At 34.7% G+C, this 19,769-nt stretch carries 23 protein-coding genes and 1 pseudogene; 14 read left to right on the forward strand and 10 right to left on the reverse strand.

The window, feature by feature from the left end:
• The first annotated feature begins 56 nt into the window (after positions 1 to 56).
• From ABH961_RS22865 to ABH961_RS22900, 8 genes and pseudogenes are all read left to right on the forward strand, one after another.
• Positions 57 to 518, forward strand: a complete 462-nt coding sequence (locus ABH961_RS22865) for a MarR family transcriptional regulator (RefSeq protein WP_098080095.1) — start codon at positions 57 to 59, stop codon at positions 516 to 518.
• Between the two features lie 128 nt (positions 519 to 646).
• A complete protein-coding gene (locus ABH961_RS22870) occupies positions 647 to 1,501 on the forward strand; it encodes a patatin-like phospholipase family protein (RefSeq protein ID WP_098080097.1) in 855 nt (284 codons plus the stop codon).
• A gap of 198 nt (positions 1,502 to 1,699) precedes the next feature.
• Complete coding sequence (locus ABH961_RS22875) at positions 1,700 to 2,095, forward strand: hypothetical protein (protein WP_141520067.1); 396 nt, start codon at positions 1,700 to 1,702, stop codon at positions 2,093 to 2,095.
• Positions 2,096 to 2,182: 87 nt separating this feature from the next.
• The gene (locus ABH961_RS22880; protein WP_098080101.1) at positions 2,183 to 3,256 is read left to right on the forward strand and encodes an ABC transporter permease; all 1,074 of its coding nucleotides are present in this window, start codon (positions 2,183 to 2,185) and stop codon (positions 3,254 to 3,256) included.
• Positions 3,257 to 3,265: 9 nt separating this feature from the next.
• Entirely contained in the window at positions 3,266 to 4,498 is a 1,233-nt protein-coding gene (locus tag ABH961_RS22885; protein WP_098080103.1) for an ABC transporter permease, read from the forward strand.
• The gene (locus tag ABH961_RS22890; RefSeq protein WP_098080105.1) at positions 4,499 to 5,149 is read left to right on the forward strand and encodes an ABC transporter ATP-binding protein; all 651 of its coding nucleotides are present in this window, start codon (positions 4,499 to 4,501) and stop codon (positions 5,147 to 5,149) included.
• 32 nt (positions 5,150 to 5,181) lie between these two features.
• Positions 5,182 to 5,385, forward strand: a pseudogene (locus ABH961_RS22895) (hypothetical protein).
• Between the two features lie 55 nt (positions 5,386 to 5,440).
• Positions 5,441 to 5,713: a sugar ABC transporter ATPase gene (locus ABH961_RS22900; protein WP_404520101.1), complete on the forward strand. Its 273-nt coding sequence runs from the start codon at positions 5,441 to 5,443 to the stop codon at positions 5,711 to 5,713.
• Between the two features lie 61 nt (positions 5,714 to 5,774).
• Here ABH961_RS22900 and ABH961_RS22905 read toward each other — a convergent pair whose 3' ends face one another.
• On the reverse strand, positions 5,775 to 7,076 hold the full coding sequence (locus ABH961_RS22905) for an NCS2 family permease (RefSeq protein WP_000482728.1): 1,302 nt from the start codon (positions 7,074 to 7,076) through the stop codon (positions 5,775 to 5,777).
• A gap of 201 nt (positions 7,077 to 7,277) precedes the next feature.
• Here ABH961_RS22905 and ABH961_RS22910 point away from each other — a divergent pair, with 201 nt between their 5' ends.
• The 3 genes from ABH961_RS22910 (at position 7,278) to ABH961_RS22920 (ending at position 9,331) form a co-directional block, all read left to right on the forward strand.
• The gene (locus ABH961_RS22910; protein ID WP_048545777.1) at positions 7,278 to 8,144 is read left to right on the forward strand and encodes an SDR family oxidoreductase; all 867 of its coding nucleotides are present in this window, start codon (positions 7,278 to 7,280) and stop codon (positions 8,142 to 8,144) included.
• Positions 8,145 to 8,212: 68 nt separating this feature from the next.
• A complete protein-coding gene (locus tag ABH961_RS22915; protein ID WP_098048703.1) occupies positions 8,213 to 8,977 on the forward strand; it encodes a L,D-transpeptidase in 765 nt (254 codons plus the stop codon).
• A gap of 102 nt (positions 8,978 to 9,079) precedes the next feature.
• Positions 9,080 to 9,331: a hypothetical protein gene (locus ABH961_RS22920; protein ID WP_000834190.1), complete on the forward strand. Its 252-nt coding sequence runs from the start codon at positions 9,080 to 9,082 to the stop codon at positions 9,329 to 9,331.
• Positions 9,332 to 9,364: 33 nt separating this feature from the next.
• On the opposite strand, the gene ABH961_RS22925 is transcribed toward ABH961_RS22920, so the two are convergent.
• From ABH961_RS22925 to ABH961_RS22965, 9 genes are all read right to left on the reverse strand, one after another.
• A complete protein-coding gene (locus tag ABH961_RS22925; RefSeq protein ID WP_001115398.1) occupies positions 9,365 to 9,580 on the reverse strand; it encodes a DUF1540 domain-containing protein in 216 nt (71 codons plus the stop codon).
• 72 nt (positions 9,581 to 9,652) lie between these two features.
• Complete coding sequence (locus tag ABH961_RS22930; protein ID WP_404520103.1) at positions 9,653 to 10,105, reverse strand: thioredoxin family protein; 453 nt, start codon at positions 10,103 to 10,105, stop codon at positions 9,653 to 9,655.
• A gap of 12 nt (positions 10,106 to 10,117) precedes the next feature.
• Entirely contained in the window at positions 10,118 to 10,537 is a 420-nt protein-coding gene (locus ABH961_RS22935) for a disulfide formation protein C (protein ID WP_000532270.1), read from the reverse strand.
• Between the two features lie 164 nt (positions 10,538 to 10,701).
• Complete coding sequence (locus ABH961_RS22940) at positions 10,702 to 10,950, reverse strand: YhdB family protein (protein WP_098642598.1); 249 nt, start codon at positions 10,948 to 10,950, stop codon at positions 10,702 to 10,704.
• A gap of 120 nt (positions 10,951 to 11,070) precedes the next feature.
• Positions 11,071 to 11,580: a PCYCGC domain-containing protein gene (locus tag ABH961_RS22945; RefSeq protein WP_048545771.1), complete on the reverse strand. Its 510-nt coding sequence runs from the start codon at positions 11,578 to 11,580 to the stop codon at positions 11,071 to 11,073.
• A gap of 45 nt (positions 11,581 to 11,625) precedes the next feature.
• On the reverse strand, positions 11,626 to 12,735 hold the full coding sequence (locus tag ABH961_RS22950; protein WP_098080109.1) for a GerAB/ArcD/ProY family transporter: 1,110 nt from the start codon (positions 12,733 to 12,735) through the stop codon (positions 11,626 to 11,628).
• A 12-nt stretch (positions 12,736 to 12,747) separates the two neighbouring features.
• Complete coding sequence (gene gerYC / locus ABH961_RS22955; protein ID WP_098080111.1) at positions 12,748 to 13,830, reverse strand: spore germination protein GerYC; 1,083 nt, start codon at positions 13,828 to 13,830, stop codon at positions 12,748 to 12,750.
• Positions 13,827 to 15,344 (reverse strand): spore germination protein, encoded by a 1,518-nt coding sequence (locus ABH961_RS22960; RefSeq protein WP_048545766.1) that lies wholly within the window; start codon positions 15,342 to 15,344, stop codon positions 13,827 to 13,829. The genes gerYC and ABH961_RS22960 overlap by 4 nt, the downstream gene beginning before the upstream one ends.
• 125 nt (positions 15,345 to 15,469) lie before the next feature.
• Positions 15,470 to 16,066, reverse strand: coding sequence for a hypothetical protein (locus tag ABH961_RS22965; RefSeq protein WP_048545764.1), 597 nt, complete (start codon positions 16,064 to 16,066; stop codon positions 15,470 to 15,472).
• Positions 16,067 to 16,298: 232 nt separating this feature from the next.
• Here ABH961_RS22965 and ABH961_RS22970 point away from each other — a divergent pair, with 232 nt between their 5' ends.
• From ABH961_RS22970 to ABH961_RS22980, 3 genes are all read left to right on the forward strand, one after another.
• The gene (locus ABH961_RS22970) at positions 16,299 to 16,859 is read left to right on the forward strand and encodes a nitroreductase family protein (protein ID WP_048545762.1); all 561 of its coding nucleotides are present in this window, start codon (positions 16,299 to 16,301) and stop codon (positions 16,857 to 16,859) included.
• Positions 16,860 to 16,973: 114 nt separating this feature from the next.
• Positions 16,974 to 18,389: a stage V sporulation protein SpoVR gene (spoVR, locus tag ABH961_RS22975; protein ID WP_001202729.1), complete on the forward strand. Its 1,416-nt coding sequence runs from the start codon at positions 16,974 to 16,976 to the stop codon at positions 18,387 to 18,389.
• A 108-nt stretch (positions 18,390 to 18,497) separates the two neighbouring features.
• On the forward strand, positions 18,498 to 19,736 hold the full coding sequence (locus ABH961_RS22980; RefSeq protein ID WP_404520104.1) for a neutral/alkaline non-lysosomal ceramidase N-terminal domain-containing protein: 1,239 nt from the start codon (positions 18,498 to 18,500) through the stop codon (positions 19,734 to 19,736).
• The last annotated feature ends 33 nt before the right edge of the window (positions 19,737 to 19,769 follow it).

Genomic DNA, 19,769 nt, shown 5'->3' on the forward strand with positions numbered 1-19,769 from the left:
TTTTAAAATGGTATATAGTTAAATTGTTTCTTTAGAAACTTAGGGGGGCGAACGGATTGGATCATGCAACGAAACAAATGGAAATACTTTCGGACATTCGTACACTTTTGCATAAAAAAGAAGAACATTTGAAAGGACAAAATGAAAAATTTCTTCGTGAGACAGGTATAAGTGGTATGTCTTTATCTGAATTACATGTTATCGAGTGTATCGGAAAAAATGCTCTGATGAATGTAACTGCTATTACGACAGAAATGGGAATGACGAAGGGTGCAATCTCTAAAATTTGTACAAAGTTGTTTCAAAAGCAATTCGTTGAGAAGATGCAAATGTTAGATAATCAAAAAGAAATTTTCTTCCGCTTAACGGAAAGTGGAAATGAAATATATAAAGCTCATGATAAATTGCATAAACAAGCTGAAGAAAAGTGGCTATTACTTTTAGATGGATATACGAAAGAAGAACAAGATCTTATTCAAAGGTTTATAAAGGATGTCTCCGGTCATTTGGGAATATAATTGGAAGAAAAAACTCCTTTATTTCAAGCCTTTTGAATATAATTTCTAAAAAAACTCATATATAATAGAAAAAGATACTTAACATGGTGAATAATTAAAGAGTCAATATATAAAGAGGAGAGAATAACATGCTTGAAAATACGGGGTTAGTATTAGAAGGCGGCGGTATGCGTGGTGTATATACGGGCGGGATATTAGAATACTTTATGGAACAAGATTTATATTTTCCATATGTAATTGGTGTATCAGCTGGTGCTTGTCATGCAGCGTCGTATCTTTCCAGACAAAGAAATAGAAATAAAACGGTCAATATTGATTATGCATCACACCCACAATATTTGTCATATAAAAACTTATGGAAAAAACGTCAGCTATTTGATATGGATTTCATTTTTCATGAAATTCCAGAAAAGCATGTACCGTTTGATTTTGAAACATACTTTAATAGCCCAGAGCGTTTCCTTGTAGGAACGACGGATTGTGAAACAGGACAGTCTGTTTATTTTGAAAAAGAAGGAACGAATGATGATGCACTAAATTTATTACAAGCATCTAGTTCATTACCTTTCATTGCACCAGTAGTAAATTACCGTGGTAAGCAGTTATTAGATGGCGGGATTTCTGATCCAATTCCAGTTCGTAAAGCACAGGAAGATGGGTTTGAAAAATCAGTCGTTATTTTAACGAGAAATCATGGCTACGCGAAGAAAAAGTCAAAGTTTGGATGGGTGGCAGCGAAAGCATATAAAAAATATCCGAACCTTGTGAACACGATGTTGAATCGTTATGAAGTATATAATGAAACACTTCACTACATTGAAAAAGAAGAGCAAGCCGGGAATTTATTTGTTATTCGCCCAGAAGTGCCGCTTCAAGTAGATCGTATGGAAAAAGATACAGCAAAATTACAAAGTTTATATGAGCAAGGCTATGAAGATGCAAAGAGACAGTTTGCAGATTTAAAGGCGTTCTTGCAAGAATAAGTATTAGGCTGTGGAGAAGAAATTCTCTGCAGCCTTTTTTGTATTGCTTGCTTATCCGTTACTTTTGAAAAATGTATAAATGTTTAAGTGTTTAAAGAGTTTGTAAAACATAGGGGTGTCTTATTGAGGAGAATTTATTTGAAGGATATTATGATGATGTAGCGCTACTAAACTATTAAATTTATGAGGTGATTGTTAATGAAAGGAAAAGTTTTTTCAATTACGACTTTAGTATTATTAGCAACATCAATCTCAACAAGTGCATTCTATCCAACTCTAAGCGGTCACAAAAGCGGTAACCTACTATCTTACAGAGCTCAAACTACTACGAATCAAAATGCATCTCGTTGTTCAGTAGCAATTTCTTTTATTAAATCAAATGGAAATAATTCATATATTGAAAGCGCTTCAGACAAATTAGGATCCCATGAATCTGGAAGAGCATTAAACGCAACTGTGAGTAATGGTGCATATAACTCCTTTGGTGCAAAAGGACTATACTCTGAGCATTATGCTAATGAGAATAATGACTATCAAGAAGATACACACAAAGGTACTTTTGATAGTAATGGTAACTTACGATTACAGTGGTAAAAAGCATTAAACAGTTGTCTTTATAAATATTTGGATAAGGAGAAGGGGATGTTCATCATCTCCTTCTTATCTAAAAGGAGCAGAGACATGTATTTAGCTTTTAAAAATATAAAAAACAACAAACTGTTTTCAGTCATTCTTCTTATGGCATTTTTTATTTCTTTTCTTTCTATATCAATAGCCGCACTTTTAACAGAGTCTAAACGAAACTTTATATCTGCTTTTCAAATCGGTTTTCCAGAGAAGAATCAAATTTTAACTGTTCCGATAGCGAATGCAACTGAATTGGAAGAGATAATTCCCTTCATACAAGATACTTTTGTTAAAAGTGATATTTACGTAGAGCATTTAAAAGCATTAAATAGTTCAGGGGCAACAAAGATCATAGCTGTGAACTTAAAAGATGATTATTATTGGAAGCCATATATTTCTGAAGGACAATATTTTCATCGTGAAAATGTAAACGATATGGTTGTTGGCGATCAAACGAATGTAGAGGAGTTATATGAATTTGATGATACATATAAAAAAATAGGAACTATATCGAGAAAAGACAGTGACGTCGGTGTAGCAGGCATATACGTTCCACTTCAAAACTTACCTACTATATCTAAAAAAGGTATTATCGCGAGTAAACAATTACAATTAACAGTTGTTAATCCTACATCATCTATTCATAACGAAATAAAAAGGTTTATGGGTAGGAGTAAAGAAGTGCTTTCGGGAGATGTTCAAATACTGAATGAACGAGATCTTCAGGAACTACATGTGACACATATAGATCCAGCAAATAAGTATTATTATAAATTCATTCTTGTTGCAATTGTTTCTGGAATTTCTGCGGTTTTATTTTGGATTTATAAAAAAGAAAGAGAGATTTCATTAAAAAAAGCAGTAGGTGCTTCTAATATATCTATTTACTGCGAACTATATATTCAAATTTTGTTTATTTCTCTCACAGCGATGTTCGTAGTTTTTATTACGTTAGAAATATTTTCGGGAACAATTCATACTTATTTTCAGACATACTTAGTAAAACCGTTAACACTATATGTATTGATATGCAATGTTGTTTTTGTAATTTTTCTTACAATTTTTGTTACTGTAATTCCAATCAAGCACATTATAAATATATATCCCGGAAAACATTTAAGAACGTAGGAGGTCTTCATGCTTTTTATATTTGATTCTATACGGTCTGTAAAAAAACGGTTGTTACCAAGTTTGATTATAGTAATTTCTTTAATTATTGCATTTTCTTCAGCAATAGAATTTGTTAGTAATCTTTCAGGATATCGAAAAATGATGATGTTAGCAAATAATTTATCGACTCATAAAAATTTCTATGAACTTTATGCGACGCAAGATATCACATTGTTTAGCGAAGAAAAAGCGAAAAGTGATTATCAACATTTCATTCAAGGGTTATCTAATACGATACCAATAACAAATAAAACTAATTATTTGTTCCGTAACTATTCACTTAGTTTAAAAGAAGAAAATGGAACGATAAAGACTCTTATTGTTGATAAAGATATTAATAAATACTTTCATATACCAATTTCACAAGGAAGATATTTTGAGGAATCGGAATTTCATAAATCAGTATTTGATAGTAGACCTGTTATATTAGGGGCTAATTATAAAGGAAAGGCATCTATTGGTGATATCATACCATCTGGAAAAATGAAACTAAAAGTAATTGGCTTTTTAGAAAAAAATTCAGCATTTACATATCCTCGAAGCGGTGAAATATCGGATAATCGTATTACATTATTAGATGACATGGCGATTTTACCAATTGGAACAGAAGAAATAGAGTTCTATAGTGTAGAACTTTTATACAATGGGTTAATTATAGAAACAAATGAGAAGATAAATATAAATGAATTTCAAAAGAAAGTATTAAAGGTAACAGAAGGTAAGGGCTATTCGTATTATGTTACAAATCCGAATAAATTATTAGAAAATGAAAAGCAAGGCATTGATAATATGTCATATCCCTTATTATTAAGCGGTACAGTCTTATCTTTTTCATTTATATCTATTTTATTAACATCAATGGCCACGCTTTATATGGAACGTAAAAACATTTCTATTAAATCAGCATTAGGAGGAAGTACTTTTCAACTATGTCTTCCGTTTGTTATTGAGTATATGTTGTTATTCGTTTTATCTATATGTATAGGAATTATGTATTTTCAGTGGGAGAATAGCGGAGTAATTGAAATTCAAAAAGGGCTAGAAGATAGTATAGTATCTTTCTTTGGAACGTTACAAGTCTCTATAGAATCATTGGTTGTTATAGGTGCTTTATCACTTGTAATGATCCTCGTTATATATGCAATCATTTATTTCAATGTACTAAAAATAAAAAATACATATATGAAAGAGGTGTTATAGATGATTCAGCTCGCAAATGTGGCTAAGGGATACGGAAAGAATAATTTTAGTGCTTTAAAAGATATTAATCTTACAATAGAAAAAGGCGAAATGATAGCCATTATGGGACCATCTGGTTCAGGGAAATCAACCTTGCTTAACATTATTGGCTTAATTGATAGCCCCTCTACTGGAAAGTATTTTTTAGATGGCGTGGATACGAGTACATTAAAGTCAAACTATCATAAGTATAGAAATAAGGAAGTTGGATTTGTGTTTCAAAACTTTTCGCTACTAGATGATTATACAGTTATTGAAAATGTAATGCTCCCGCTTATATATAGAAAAATTTCTCATAAGAAACGTATACAAATATCAAAAGAAATGCTTGAGATGGTAGGGCTGGAGAGACATATTAACAAGTATCCCCACGAATTATCTGGAGGAGAACAGCAAAGGACAGCGATAGCGAGGGCATTAGCACAAGATACAAAAATTATACTTGCTGATGAACCGACTGGTGCTCTCGATCAGGAAAACGGAGAAAAAATTATGAGCATTTTAAAAGAGATTCATAAACAAGGAAAAACGGTGCTAGTTGTTACACATGATCAAAAGGTAGCTGCACACTGCCAGAGGACAATACGTTTGCTTGATGGATATATGGTGTAATATGGATAAAATTATGTGGAGTGGTGATACATATGGAAAATGTATATAAAGGGATTAGACATACTGGATTTACTATGTTGCTTATTTTTGGTGGTGTATTTTTACTGCGCTAGTTCATTCATGATGAAATGCTACTAGATCAGCTTATCGGGTGTAGTATAGGGATGGTAATGGTTATTTCATCAATTTTCATTCAAAAGTATAGTAAAAAATTACAGGTGAATGAAAAATATTAATAAGTTTTAACTCCTTTTATATTTTTCATAGTTTAGGAATAGTGGAGGCTTTCATATGATTTTCTTATTTGCAGTATATTTTGTGATCATTATGACATTAGTAATTACGTTTCTTCTTTCAAAAAAATCATATGAGAAGCCTATTATTAAATATATACCAACGTTAATATTGTTTATTTTGGCATTCATTTCTTCTGTTATGTTTGTATGGAATAACGGAATGGGAGAGCTGATGATAGCGGTATTTTTAGGGATTGCAGCGACAGTGAACGGTCTTTTACTTCTTGTTTTGAAAGTAGTTCGTTTGGTTGTTGCAAAAGGAAAGTAGCGCATCGAATTCCGATGCGCTACTTTTTTATATATAAAAAAATCCCTCTTTATGAGGGATTTTAATGTGGTAAGAATATCAATTGATAAGCAAACAAAATTCCAAATACATACACAAGTGGGTGAACAGCACGGAACTTACCTTTTGCCACTTTCATAAGTGGGTATGAAATAAATCCAAGTGCAATACCTGTTGCGATACTTGATGTAAGTGGCATGCTTAATATTACTAAGAATGCTGGGAATGCTTCATCAAATGCATCCCAATCAATGTGGCGAACTGATCCCATCATAAGACTACCAACGATAATTAATGATGGTGCAGTAATAGCTGATACACCAGAAACAGCACTTACTAATGGTCCGAAGAATGCTGCTAGTGCGAATAAAACAGCTACTGTAACAGTTGTTAAACCAGTACGACCACCAGCTGCAACACCAGCAGATGATTCAATGTAAGCTGTTGATGGTGTTGTTCCGAACATAGAACCGATTGTTGCTGAGAATGAGTCAGATAGAAGAGCTCGTCCAGCTTTTGGAAGCTTTCCATCTTTCATAAATCCACCTTGTTGAGCTACGCCAAGTAATGTACCTGTTGTATCGAATAATGTAACAAGGAAGAATGAAAATACAACGCCATACAATCCGTAGTTAATTACATCAGATACAGCAGTTATTGGATTTGAAACGATAATTCCTTCTGGTAATCCAGGCATTGATGTAACACCGTTTGAGAATGTTAATTGTCCTGTGAAGAAAGCGATAATACCAGTTAATAGCATTCCGATAAATAGTGCACCATTTACATTTAAAGACATAAGGACAATTGTAATTCCAAGTCCAGCTAATGCTAGTAGTACTGGAGCAGAGTGAAGATCACCAAGTCCAACTAAGTTTGCTTCGTTTTTTGTAACGATACCTGTTAAACGTAAACCGATAAAGGCGATGAAAAGACCGATACCAGCAGTAATTGCATGTTTTAAGTTTTCAGGAATTGCTTCCATTAATTTTGTACGGAAAGATGTGAATGATAACAAAATTAAAATCATACCTGCTACGAATACAGCAGAGAATGCAATTGCGAAAGTCATGCCTTCATGAGCTTTTACAACAGAGTAAGAGAAGTAAGCATTTAATCCCATACCTGGTGCGATTGCGATTGGTAAGTTTGTAAAGATTGCCATAAATAATGTTCCGACAACAGCAGCGATAATTGTTGCTGTAAATGCTTGTTCAAATGGAACACCTGCATCCCCAAGGATAACAGGGTTTACCACAATGATATATGCCATTGTTAAGAAGGTAATAATACCTGCCATAATTTCAGTTTTAATAGAAGTTTTATGTTTTGAAAGGTTAAACATATAAACATCCTTTCTGTTTACGAATAATTTTCACAACAGTTATATATAATATTCGTTTTTTAACTATTTTGCAATAGTTTTGCATAAAAAGTTTATAACAATTCATATTTTGTGTCTTAAATTCGAATATTAATCGTAAACCGATGTGCGAATTTCAGTTTTTATTGTGCGCATTATAAGGAAAAGGAGTTGAAAGAAGCTATGCCACAGCAAAAAAACTTTGTAACAATGCCTGCGCAACATCAAAATAAACAGCCTGGTATTGAATCATTAATGAATCCACTTCCGCAGTTTGAAGATCCAAATTATAAAGGAAGTGAAAAGTTAAAAGGAAAAAATATATTAATTACAGGAGGAGACAGTGGGATTGGAAGAGCTGTTTCCATCGCTTTTGCAAAAGAGGGAGCAAATATCGCGATTGCTTATTTAGATGAAGATGGAGATGCAAATGAGACGAAACAACATGTAGAACAAGAAGGGGTAAAGTGTGTGTTGTTGCCGGGTGATTTAAGTAATGAACAGCATTGCAAAGATATTGTAGAAGAGACCGTTCGGCAGCTAGGTAGTTTGAATGTCTTAGTAAATAATGTCGCGCAGCAATATCCGCAGCAAGGATTAGAGTATATTACAGCAGAACAGCTAGAAAAGACTTTTCGTATTAATATTTTTTCTTATTTTCACGTTACGAAAGCAGCACTTTCTCATTTAAAGCGAGGCGATGTCATTATAAACACGGCGTCTATCGTTGCATATGAAGGAAATGAAACATTAATTGATTACTCGGCAACGAAAGGAGCAATCGTAGCTTTTACAAGATCACTTTCTCAGTCGTTAGTGCAAAGAGGAATTCGTGTAAATGGTGTTGCGCCGGGACCAATTTGGACACCACTTATCCCGTCAAGCTTTGATGAGAAGAAAGTCTCTCAGTTTGGAAGCAATGTCCCGATGCAAAGACCTGGTCAACCATATGAATTAGCGCCAGCATACGTATACTTAGCGTCTGGCGATTCATCCTATGTTACCGGACAAATGATACATGTAAATGGGGGCGTTATTGTAAATGGATAGTTTTCATTTATAAGAGCAAAGTAAAGCTAATTCCACTTATTATATTGAGCGCTAGGGGAGGGATATAGATGAAAAAATTATGTTTCGTCATACTATTATTTTTCATCCTACCGGTTAGTGCTTTTGCTGATACAGATCATCTAATATTAGTGAATCTTACGACAAACCAATTATCTTTTTTTGAAAATGGGAATTATACAAAGACATTCTCCGTAACAACTGGAAGAGACCGTACACCTACGCCTGAAGGTAGTTTTTGTATTATAACTAAATTTAAAAATAAAGAATATCATCGAAAAAAAATAGCTGGGGGTGCACCGAATAATCCTCTCGGTACGCGTTGGTTAGGTTTGGATAAAAAGGAGTACGCGATTCATGGAACAAATCGGGAATGGACGATTGGAAGCCGAGAATCGAATGGCTGTATTCGCATGCATGACAGGGATATACAATGGTTATATGACCGAGTCCAATTGCAAACAAAAGTGATCATTTCTCGCTTTCAGACGAGCCCCGAATATGAAGCGAATAAGCTTGGTTACCGCGTTGTGAGCTGGAATGGTCGTAAAGTAGAAGAAGAGCAAATTGGCATGCTTACGTTAGTAGACCGTGCCGATATATATTGGCAAGAACCAAATGGGCAGTTAACAAAAGTGAAAACGGTATTGCCAAACGAAAGATATCCAGTGTATTCAAAACGAAAAGATGGAATATATTATATAGGAAACAATTTGTATATTGTGGATGAAACAGGAGAAAAAATTCGTTATGAGCAAATTCCTTCTTCGGTTTTAAGTAATATATATAAACGGAAATATAATGTTCCGTTATAGGCTACCGTATTATAGACGGTAGCTTATTTCTACTTCGAGTTTAACTGCAACTATTGTATTTTGCTGAATATAATACAGTACAGATAGGGGGACGGTTACATTATGAAAAGTGAATTTGCTTTTAAAATTTTCTTAGTAACGACCTGTTTATTTATCGTGTATTTGTATGCGTTTCTCGTTTTTTCTTTTTATGTTCCATATGTTGATTTAATATTGTTCTTCGGATTTATTTGGGCATTTGTGAAAGCAAGAGAAGGAGAGAAGAGTATATATCGGCGCATTACCTTATGTGGGACAGTTGTTCTCGTTATTTTGTACTTTTTTATCATGCATGATTTTTGGAGAGGAATGTAAAAAAGCATACGAATACTCGTATGCTTTTTTTGCTTAATATTTTGGCTTAAATGTATGACAACAAGTCTCTACACTCGTTGTTACAGAACTTTCTAGCGTCTCGTTTGTTAAAACCGCGCTTGTATATGAATCATTTGTATCTGAACCAGTTTCTTGTGCATCTGGTTGAACAATGATTGCACTAGCTTGACAAAAGTTACCTTGTCCCCAAAATGAGCAATTGGAAACAGAGCATTTCACTTCTGGCATAAAACCCCCTCCTTATACATTAGTTTGGGACTTTACGCCCATTTCATGTGTAGAAGGAGTTTCCTTTTCTCGTTATTTCTTCGTTTGCTCAAGCCATTCTTTTAATTTGTCTTCCGGCTGTTCACCACTAATACGGCTTACTTCTTTGCCATCTTTAAAGTGAATGATTGTTGGAGTTCCTTTAATTTTATAGTCATCCCAAGGAACATCTAGTTTTTCAATATCCATAACTTTCATATCGACGTTCAAATCTTTAGCCATTGGTACTACGACAGGAGATAGCTTTTGACAATGAACGCAAGATGTTTGATAAAAGTATACTGTTTCTTCTTTTTTCTCTTTTAAATTCTTTTGAAGATCTGAAAGAGAGATTTTATTTGTGTAGTAGTCAGGGCCATTGGTCTTACTATCAGTAGGATTATCAATTTTTTGGCTAGTAGCGTTTTTTTCTTCCATTTGTGTGACAGCGAAAATTGCTACAAACAAGGCGATAATAATACCACCAAATATAAGCATTTTTTTCATTTGTTCATCTCCTTATTTGTTTTTTATTACAATAAAACTACAAACAGCGATTGTAATAAAGCCGATAAGTGCTAAAAACGGGATTGTAATAAAACCAAACCAGTTTATGAATTCTCCGGTGCAAGGTACACGGCCGCAAGCTGCCCCAGCTGCTGAAAATGCAGCGACTTTTTGAATTGCATAGTGATATAAAGAAATACAAGCACCAATACTTGCAATTGGTAAAGAATAACTTGCGATGCGATAATCTTTCTTTGCTACAGCGATACCAAGCCATAAAACGAATGGATACATAATAATACGTTGATACCAACAAAGTACACAAGGCTCAAATTTCATGATTTCGGAAAAATAAAGACTTCCTAGTGTAGCGATAAAAGAAGCTCCCCATGCGGTAAGTAAAGCATATTCTTGCTTTTTTTCTCGTCCCATATTTTATACCTCTCTTATAATAGTTACATACTAAATTATAGTATGAAGTGGCACAGAAAAGAAAGAAAAAATATGTTTATCAATAAAAGTTTTATAAGGAAAAACTTTTATTGATATCGATATTTAAAAAAGCGCCATTCTCCTGAAGAGAATAGCGCTATATTTTACATTTGAAATTGCTCTACTTCTTCTATATGTGACTTTTGGGATGCATGGTCAATATATTGAAATAGGAGCTGCAATTGTTTATCAACTTCTGGCATTTCTTTACTGTATTGATAAGCGTGTAAAAAATGTTCAATACGCTTAGAAAATAGTTGATCGTTCGTTTGAACCATAAGAACGAGTAATTTATCCCAATTACAGCTATACGTGTAATAGAGAGCTTTGTCATAGTCGTTATATGTTTGCACTGTGTACCCTCCTTACTGAGGAGTTATATATAGTGTGTGACAAGTAAGGAGAAATACACTTGAAAGAATTTGTTAAGAAAAAAAGTGAATGAAACGAAAAAACGAGGTGTATCCTCGTTTTTAAGCTTTTGGCATTGGCGTAGGTGTTGGTTTTCCGTATCCTTCTTTATACTTATTGTCAATATAGTTGCGAATTTCGAGCGTTGATTTTCCTTTTTGTTTCATGGAAGCAGATTCAACTGCGATTTCTAGGCAATTGACACAAGTCGTTGCGTGGGAATCCCAAACAACTTCACCATTCTTTTTCATTTCACGAATAAAGCAGTTTTTATTATTTTTATGTCCTACACTCTCACCACAACCGCAGTAACATGGAATCCAATCTAATAGCTCTGCATTTTGCCCAGCGACAGTGTATATATCTTTCATTTGTGGATCAAGCTTGTCTAGGAAGGTAGGAAGTGTGTCGACTCCTTTTGTTTTTTCTTGAATGTCAGCTTGCTGAGTATGCGATGCGTGGTCATGCTCTTCTTTTGATTCAGATGATTTTTTTTCATTTGTACTAGTAGCTCCGCAACCAGCAAGAATTAAACTTAGTACTGCAAGTAAAGAAAATACATATTTCTTCATACGCTTGTCCCCTTTACAAATGTATTACTCAAATTGTATCAGAGATTATGGTGTATCGGTTGAAGATTTTTTCGACGGATTTTTGAAACGCCATCGTACTGAATGGAATAGAAATAAAATTGGGATATAGGCGTATACAATATATAAACCAGCTTGAGATAGTACCGTATTTAATGCATTGATACTTTCGCGGTTTGTGAAAAATAAGGATGAAATAAATATGACTGCGATAAATAATGGTAGTGTGATTTTAAATGGTATGTGAAACGATTTTTTACTAATACAACAAGAAGACCAAATGGTTAAACAAAGATTAGGTAAAATAATAAGATACCATAAGAAAATAATAATGTACTCAAACCTTTGGATGAAAGGAACTTTAATGATTTTTAGCATCGTTAATGTTGGCCAAATGGTATGGTGTAGTTGCCCTTGACTATAGTACATAAGGGAAACGATGGCTAGTATTACGTATAGAATTGTTGTAAAAGCAATACCGCCATGTGCCCATTTATTTAACGATTTTCCTTTTCTAATAAATGGATAAAAGACAAGGATTGCTTCAAATCCAAGAAATTCTAATGCAGATGCTTTCGCTGCAGTTAAAATGTCTAAAGGCGAATGAGTAAGAATTGGAAAAATGTTACGAACATGTGCATATTTCATTGGGAAAACTAAGAAAAGCAGGACGAAAATCGGTATTATGACGCCCCAAAAACACATTCCTGTTACAGAACGAAAGCCACCCCTAATTATGTAATAAGCTACAAGTAAAAATAGTAAGGTTAATTTCCACGGTTTAATTGTAGGAAAGACCCAAACTTGAATCACTTCAATATATGTACGAAGAACAGTAAGGCAAAATAATAAAAGATATGCGGCAAAGCATACGGAAAAAATTTTTCCAATCCACTTTCCGAAACATGTCGTATGGATATTCATTAAATCATTATCTTTTTCTAACATTTTCAGCATACAAAATAATACGATATGAGTTGCAATACCAGCGATAATAAGAGAAATCCAAGAGTCATAACCGGCAAATTGCGCAATAATCCTTTGGTATCCTAACACCCCTACTCCAATTTGAAGAGAGTGTAATAGAAGGAATGTGAAATACGGGGAAACTGTATGTGTTTTATCTTGTCCAGTCATGATAGCACCTCACTATTCTCCGATACCAGATTGTACGACATTAATCTTTACATTGACAGCAACGTCTACGTTAGGATACATATCTTGAATTTGTTTCATGCTCCATTTTCTTGAATGACTACGAATTTCTTCACGTATACCGATTGGATCGATTTTTTTTTCTTGGAATGTTTGTATTAATTCGTTTAAATCCTTCTCAAGTGTTTTTTCTACATGTCTTTTTACGTAAGTTACATTTTCACTCTTTGATAAATCAAGCCAACTAGGAGCATTTTTTATGAGTCCATTTAATTTTAAGTGTATGTTAACTTTCGGAATATCACCGTTTGGTGAAAGAGAACATACACTTTTTCCAGATAAGTTTTGAGTAGCAATCAATCCTTTATGTTTACCTTGACGTATCGGAACTTCGTAACGCCCATTTTTCGTTGGATTAATGAGTAATTTAAATAAAAAAGACCTTTTCTTATCTGTATACATAGCCACTTTATCCTTTTTTAAAAAAGCTAGTCCTTTAATGGAAGCAGATTTGTCTTCTGATACTTGAATGTAAGGAAGAAATGGATCGCATCCAGATGAATAGAAGTTATATAAAAAAATATTTAAAGCTGTCCGCGGGATTGTCTCGTTTTTTATATTTTGCTCCAATAAATCAGATAAATAAAGTGATCCATTTATTCTGACATGTTTCAGTAATTCTTCTGCTGAACCATCTACAAGTGCTAGCTGCACATCACGGCCAATGTTAGGATCACGTTGTAAGTTGTTAATAACATCTCCAAGTCCATGTTCACCAAATGCTTGTCCAAATAGGACAACACGCATTTGACCTACAGCGATCGTATGTGGAGATTTGGCGTTTAGAAGGGAAGAGATTGTTTCAATTGTACCTGCATGAGTTGATTGAGTTTCTGGTTTCGATTGTACTCCTTTTGTGTAATCGGGATATAAAATTGTTCCGCGAAATTTTTTATCTTTCATTATATCGAATCCACCTACGTGAATCATTCGCTGTGTATCAACTATATTTGTTTCTGTACAACCAGATTGAAAAATTAAAATGATAATGGAAAAGCATAATAAAATATTTTTCATTTCTCTTCACCGTCATGTTTTTCTTTCGCTTTGTTTGGATCATAGCGCCATTTCTTTTTTGGTCTTAGAAAAGATGCACGTCCTGCAGTTTGACTAAATGGAAGACGAAAGAGTCCTTCTGCTGTCCCTAAACCGCGAAATGGATATAGAGGTAATAAATAAGGTGATCCAAGTGATTTTAAGCGAATTAAATGAGCTAATATGAGTACGAATCCTACAATAAGACCTAAGCCCCCAAATGCACCAGCTAAAAGAATAAGTGGAAATCGTAGTATCCGGATAGTAGAAGACATTTTTACAGTTGGTGTTGTAAAAGAAGCGAGTGCTGATAAAGCAACTGCAATTAATAAAATGTTACTCGTTAAAGCAGCTTGAACAGATGCTTGGCCAATTACAATACCGCCAACGATGCCGATTGTTTGTCCAACTTTTGTAGGTAATCGTGCTCCAGCTTCACGGAGCAATTCGATTGTGATTTCTAAAAAAAGTGCTTCTAAAATGGGCGGAAAGGGTACATTAGCTCTTGAAAAAATAATCGGACCTAGTAAATCCACAGGAATCATTTGATAGTGATACGTTAATACAGCTGTATAAATAGCTGATGAAAATAGCGAGAATGCTGCTCCGAAAAAGCGAACCATTCGAAGAAATGAGCCTGCTATCCATGGTAAATAATAATCTTCTGGCGAGACGAAGAAATCAAGTAACGTCGCTGGTCCAGCTAATGCGTAAGGTGAACCGTCTGTTAAAATAACAACGCCTCCATTCAGTAATGCGTACACAGAGCGGTCTAACCGCTCTGTAGGTAGTAAAACAGGGAAGGGTGAGTTACTATTATCGCTAATAAACTGTTCAATCATAGTTGCATCAAAAGGAACATCAAAGTCAACATCTTGTAAGCGCTGCATTGCAGTATTGATGTGTTGTTCATTTGTAATGCCTTCGATGTAAGCAACTATCACCTTTGTTTTTGATATAGAGCCAACTATAACTTCTTTGAAAACCAATTGCTCTGTTACAATGCTTCGCCGAAGTAAATGTATATTCGTATCAATATTCTCAACGAATCCAATTTTGGGACCGATGACACTATATTCATTTTCTGTGTCGTTATATAATCGTGTACCTAAAGCTAAACTTTCAGCACGAATCAGTGCATATTCGGCTGTTTGGGAATCAACTTTTAGCTGCAAGAGTACATGGCCACCTAATAGTTTTTCACGTATATCATCAATAGAAGGATTGATGATAATCTCCTCAAGTGTGACGATATTTGCTATGTCATTTATATTTTGAATGCGATCTAATTCTTTTTTGATAGGTGTTAAAATGAATCGATTAATAATAAGTGATTCTACTGTGGATTTATAATAAAACAAACATAATGCCCCATCCTCTATGACATTATAAGAGGAAAAATCGCTAGATTCTTTCATGGTTTTTATAAATTCTGGAATAGAACAAATTGTTTTTGTATTAGTCTTTTTGGATTTCTTAGATGATAAACCGAACATTTTCTCACCCCTGACATATATCATTTACTTATGTTAGTTTTTGGGAAAGACGGGAATTTATACTTGAAAATTGAAAGTTCATAAAGAAAAGGAAGAGTATTAAATATCTCTTCCTTTTTGGCATGTTAATTTGTGTTCTTTTCTTTAATAGACTTCACTAATTTAATCATTTCTGCTCGTATATCTTCTTTTTTCACGTTTAGTTTTTCTGCAATTTGCTTAATGTCCATTCCATCTCTTTTCATTTTTAGTACATCATCGAGAGGGGTATTACTTTTTTGAGAGATGATTGTTAATACTGTGAGTTGACGTAATCCGATATTATATTCTTTCATTTTTTGTTTGAGTCCGTCTGGTGTAGCTTTTTGCATATTTGCTAATTCTTGCAGCAGTGCTTTTTTTGTCTCTTTATTCATATGATGCTTTTTCAACTTACTTGGATCTACACCGAAATGCTGGGCTGTTTTCTCCCAAGATTTATTTTGTTTATAGTAAGCTAAAACGTCTTTTATTTCTTTTTTACTCATTTTTGCAATATGAGCAGCTTTCCAAATTTCATGTTTGTTATAGCCGAGCTTTTCGAGCGACTGCATTTCTTCTTCTGAAATAGGCTTATGATGGTGCAATGTTACTTCTTTTGGCGTGGCAGCGAAAGTAGGGAAGACGGTTGCCCCGAATAATAATGTTGCCATGGTCATACTTACTGCGATCTTTTTGTACATATAAACTCCTCCTAGATGGATAATGTGGAAAACTGTACACATATCATTTCCATAAAATGTGAAATACTTGTGAATAAGTTAAGTTTTTTTATTCACAGTATAAAATGACGTTTTTGGAAGTTTTCCAACATAAAACATTGATTAATAGTAAAAAACTAAGGTATAATCGAAATTGAAAATCAATATCAATAACAAACGTATACATATAGATGAAAATAAGGGAGAGAAAAATATGACTACATATACTTCCATCGCAAATGTGATTAAAGAAAGACGCTCTGTACGTACATTCACAGATAAAGTTGTAGATAAAGAGTTATTAATTGAACTATTAAACGACGCAACGTGGGCACCAAATCATAAACACCGTGAACCATGGAATTGTAAATTATACATTGGAGAAGGTCGCAAAAAATTAGTAGACGCAGTATTAAACTCTTTCACAGAAGAAGAAAGAGCGAAACGCGGTAAAATTTTATCAGATCGTTTCTTAAGCACGCCTGCACAAATTGTTGTTTATATTAATGAAGATCCACGTCAAATTCAACGCGACGAAGATTACGCTGCAACATGTGCATTTATGCAAAACTTCCAACTACTTGCTTGGGAACGTGGCTTAGGTTGCGTTTGGAAATCAGGCGGATTAAACTACAATCCATTATTTATAGAAGGACTTGGTTTAACAAGAGGTCAACGCATCGTTGGAATTCTTCACCTTGGCTATTTCGATAAAGCACCAGAAGGAAAAGCTCGTACATCGATTACGGAGAAGATGGAGATTATTGAAGGTTAATAGATGAGACATTCTCGTTTTTATGAGGATGTCTTTTTATTATGCAATCAATCCTCATGAAAGCTTGTTCCTCATCATACACTTTCTTAAGGGAAAGTGTAAGGAGGGAAAATAATGAGAGCAAGTGAAGATAAAGCGCTGCAATATGCGATTGCGGAAATTACGGAAATTGCGACTGGATTTGGGCTTGATTTTTATCCAATGCGTTATGAAGTATGTCCAGCGGAAATTATTTATACATTTGGTGCATATGGGATGCCGACGAGGTTTTCGCATTGGAGTTTTGGAAAGCAATTTTTCAGAATGAAATTACAATACGATTTAGGACTTAGTAAAATTTATGAACTCGTTATTAACTCTAATCCATGTTACGCCTTTTTATTAGATACGAATTCTTTAATTCAAAATAAATTAATCGTGGCGCACGTTTTAGCGCACTGTGATTTCTTCAAAAATAATATTCGTTTCTCTAATACGAAACGCGATATGGTGGAGAGTATGGCAGCGACAGCAGATCGTGTGAAGGCGTATGAACATAAGTATGGAAGAGAAGAGGTAGAAACGTTCTTGGATGCAGTGCTTGCCATTCAAGAACATATTGATCCATCGCTTATGCGTCCGAAACTTGCTTGGAGTATTGGAGATTTAGAAGAGGATGTAGAAAAGAAAAAGATATCACAGTACGATGATTTATGGAATTTAGATGATCGAAACAAAAAGAGGGAACGACCTAATATGCATAAAAAGAAGAAAATCCCACCGCAGCCAGAAAAAGATTTACTTCTCTTTATTGAAGAATATAGCCGTGAGCTAGAAGAGTGGCAGCGCGATATATTAACGATGATGCGCGAGGAAATGTTATATTTCTGGCCGCAGCTTGAAACGAAGATCATGAACGAAGGTTGGGCTTCGTACTGGCATCAACGCATACTCCGTGAAATGGACTTAACATCTTCTGAAGCGATTGAATTCGCAAAGCTTAATGCAGGTGTAGTTCAGCCATCAAAAACAAGTATTAACCCATACTACCTCGGTATTAAAATGTTTGAAGATATTGAAGAACGCTACAACAATCCGACAGAAGAAATGAAACGAAGAGGCGTTAAACCAGGATCTGGTCGTGACAAAATCTTTGAAGTACGCGAAATCGAATGGGATGTATCGTTCTTAAGAAACTATTTAAATAAAGATCTCGTAATGAGAGAAGATATGTACTTATTCCAGCGCCAAGGAAAAGAATATAAAGTAATAGATAAAGAGTGGGAACATGTGCGTGATCAGCTCGTAAATATGCGAACAAATGGCGGCTTCCCGTACTTAGTAGTAGAAGACGGGGACTACTTAAAGAACGGAGAATTGTACATTAAACATAGTTACGAAGGGATCGAGCTCGATTTAAAATACTTAGAAAAAGTATTGCCATACCTTCATCAATTATGGGGAAGAACGGTGCATATGGAGTCGATTGTGGAGAGTAAGGGCGTTGTGTTTTCTTATGATGGGAAGATGGTGCATCGGAAGTATGTGTGATGGAAAGAACGGACATAGAATGCTATGTCCGTTCTTTTTTATTTGGAACAAGGTCAAATATGCTATTCTTGAAAAAAGGGAGTTATATATAGAAATGGAGCGATTTAAATGAGCAAAATAGGGGTATGTAAGGTGGATATTACGCCGCCTGTCGGTATTGATTTTGTTGGATACCATAGAGAGACAGGAATAAATAATATTGAAGAGCGTATTTATGGGACGGTTTTTGTATTTGAAAAAGATGAAATGAAAACTGTGTTTATAAGTATTGATAATATTGGGATGTTAGTAGAAGATACGAATATGATTCGTGAGCAAGTAGCTAGTAGGCTTCATGTGCCATTTGAGCGAATAACAGTTGTTTATACACATACACACTCTGGTCCGGAAACGGTTGGTGAGCAACCTTTAGTAAAGTCGTATAAAAAGAGTTTAGTAAATAATGTAGTGCACGGTGCTGTTACTGCAAATAATAATTTGGAGTTATGTGAAGTTGGCTGGGGTGTTACGACAGGTGATATTGGGATAAACCGAAGAGAGAGAACATCTGATGGAAGAGCAAAGATGGGAACAAATATAGAGGGTGTTGTAGATAAACGAATTGGTATGTTAGCCATAAGAAATGCTGAAACGAAGGAGCTATCTGGGATTGTAGTATTTTGTACGGCTCATCCGAATGTGTTAAAAGGTGATAGTGATGTGTTATCAGCGGATTATCCTGGAATGACGAGAGAGGTTCTTGAAAAAATCGTAAACTGTCCTGTTATTATTGTGCAAGGAGCTGCTGGTAATGTAAATGCGAAGTATCGCGGTTCAAGGGAAGCAGTAAAGCAAATGGCTTACACGCTTAGTGGACATGTATTAACGATGTTGCCAACAGTTACATACAGCCCAATTGTAAATGTAAGAACAGTTTCGAGTATGATGCAAATGAAGTTGAAAGATATTCCTGAAATGAATGAGATACGAAGCATGGCTCAATTGGCAGAGAAGCAGTGGGGTGTGAATACGGATGAATGGCTTACTATCGTTTTAGAGAAATATAAGCAAGGTATTCGGGAGTTACGTATTGATTTAGAAGTTCAACTGTTTCAAGTTAATGATGGTATGTTCTCTGGTATACCGATGGAACCTTTTTCAGAGACTGCGTTAGAAGTGAAAGAGAGTCTTGAAAATGAACTAGCTTTCTTTTGTGGATATACGAATGGATATATTGGTTATTTACCGACAAAGGAAGAGTTTGCATATGGTGGGTATGAAGTGGAATTAAACCCTATTGTGTATGGAACGGTTACAAACTTGTTGATGCCACCGGAGGAGAATACTGCGGAGCTGATTGTGAAGTAGGTTACGGGTTTATGTAATAAAGGGAACCTTTAA

It is taken from the genome of Bacillus sp. RC251, from assembly GCF_044908765.1.
GTDB lineage: Bacteria > Bacillota > Bacilli > Bacillales > Bacillaceae_G > Bacillus_A > Bacillus_A wiedmannii.

Coding starts and splice junctions, on each gene's coding strand:
- ABH961_RS22870 (WP_098080097.1), top strand. CDS start 647: ATGCTTGAAAATACGGGGTTAGTATTAGAAGGCGGCGGTATGCGTGGT.
- ABH961_RS22875 (WP_141520067.1), top strand. CDS start 1,700: ATGAAAGGAAAAGTTTTTTCAATTACGACTTTAGTATTATTAGCAACA.
- ABH961_RS22880 (WP_098080101.1), top strand. CDS start 2,183: ATGTATTTAGCTTTTAAAAATATAAAAAACAACAAACTGTTTTCAGTC.
- ABH961_RS22885 (WP_098080103.1), top strand. CDS start 3,266: ATGCTTTTTATATTTGATTCTATACGGTCTGTAAAAAAACGGTTGTTA.
- ABH961_RS22890 (WP_098080105.1), top strand. CDS start 4,499: ATGATTCAGCTCGCAAATGTGGCTAAGGGATACGGAAAGAATAATTTT.
- ABH961_RS22900 (WP_404520101.1), top strand. CDS start 5,441: ATGATTTTCTTATTTGCAGTATATTTTGTGATCATTATGACATTAGTA.
- ABH961_RS22905 (WP_000482728.1), bottom strand. CDS start 7,076: ATGTTTAACCTTTCAAAACATAAAACTTCTATTAAAACTGAAATTATG.
- ABH961_RS22910 (WP_048545777.1), top strand. CDS start 7,278: ATGCCACAGCAAAAAAACTTTGTAACAATGCCTGCGCAACATCAAAAT.
- ABH961_RS22915 (WP_098048703.1), top strand. CDS start 8,213: ATGAAAAAATTATGTTTCGTCATACTATTATTTTTCATCCTACCGGTT.
- ABH961_RS22920 (WP_000834190.1), top strand. CDS start 9,080: ATGAAAAGTGAATTTGCTTTTAAAATTTTCTTAGTAACGACCTGTTTA.
- ABH961_RS22925 (WP_001115398.1), bottom strand. CDS start 9,580: ATGCCAGAAGTGAAATGCTCTGTTTCCAATTGCTCATTTTGGGGACAA.
- ABH961_RS22930 (WP_404520103.1), bottom strand. CDS start 10,105: ATGAAAAAAATGCTTATATTTGGTGGTATTATTATCGCCTTGTTTGTA.
- ABH961_RS22935 (WP_000532270.1), bottom strand. CDS start 10,537: ATGGGACGAGAAAAAAAGCAAGAATATGCTTTACTTACCGCATGGGGA.
- ABH961_RS22945 (WP_048545771.1), bottom strand. CDS start 11,580: ATGAAGAAATATGTATTTTCTTTACTTGCAGTACTAAGTTTAATTCTT.
- ABH961_RS22950 (WP_098080109.1), bottom strand. CDS start 12,735: ATGACTGGACAAGATAAAACACATACAGTTTCCCCGTATTTCACATTC.
- gerYC (WP_098080111.1), bottom strand. CDS start 13,830: ATGAAAAATATTTTATTATGCTTTTCCATTATCATTTTAATTTTTCAA.
- ABH961_RS22960 (WP_048545766.1), bottom strand. CDS start 15,344: ATGTTCGGTTTATCATCTAAGAAATCCAAAAAGACTAATACAAAAACA.
- ABH961_RS22965 (WP_048545764.1), bottom strand. CDS start 16,066: ATGTACAAAAAGATCGCAGTAAGTATGACCATGGCAACATTATTATTC.
- ABH961_RS22970 (WP_048545762.1), top strand. CDS start 16,299: ATGACTACATATACTTCCATCGCAAATGTGATTAAAGAAAGACGCTCT.
- spoVR (WP_001202729.1), top strand. CDS start 16,974: ATGAGAGCAAGTGAAGATAAAGCGCTGCAATATGCGATTGCGGAAATT.
- ABH961_RS22980 (WP_404520104.1), top strand. CDS start 18,498: ATGAGCAAAATAGGGGTATGTAAGGTGGATATTACGCCGCCTGTCGGT.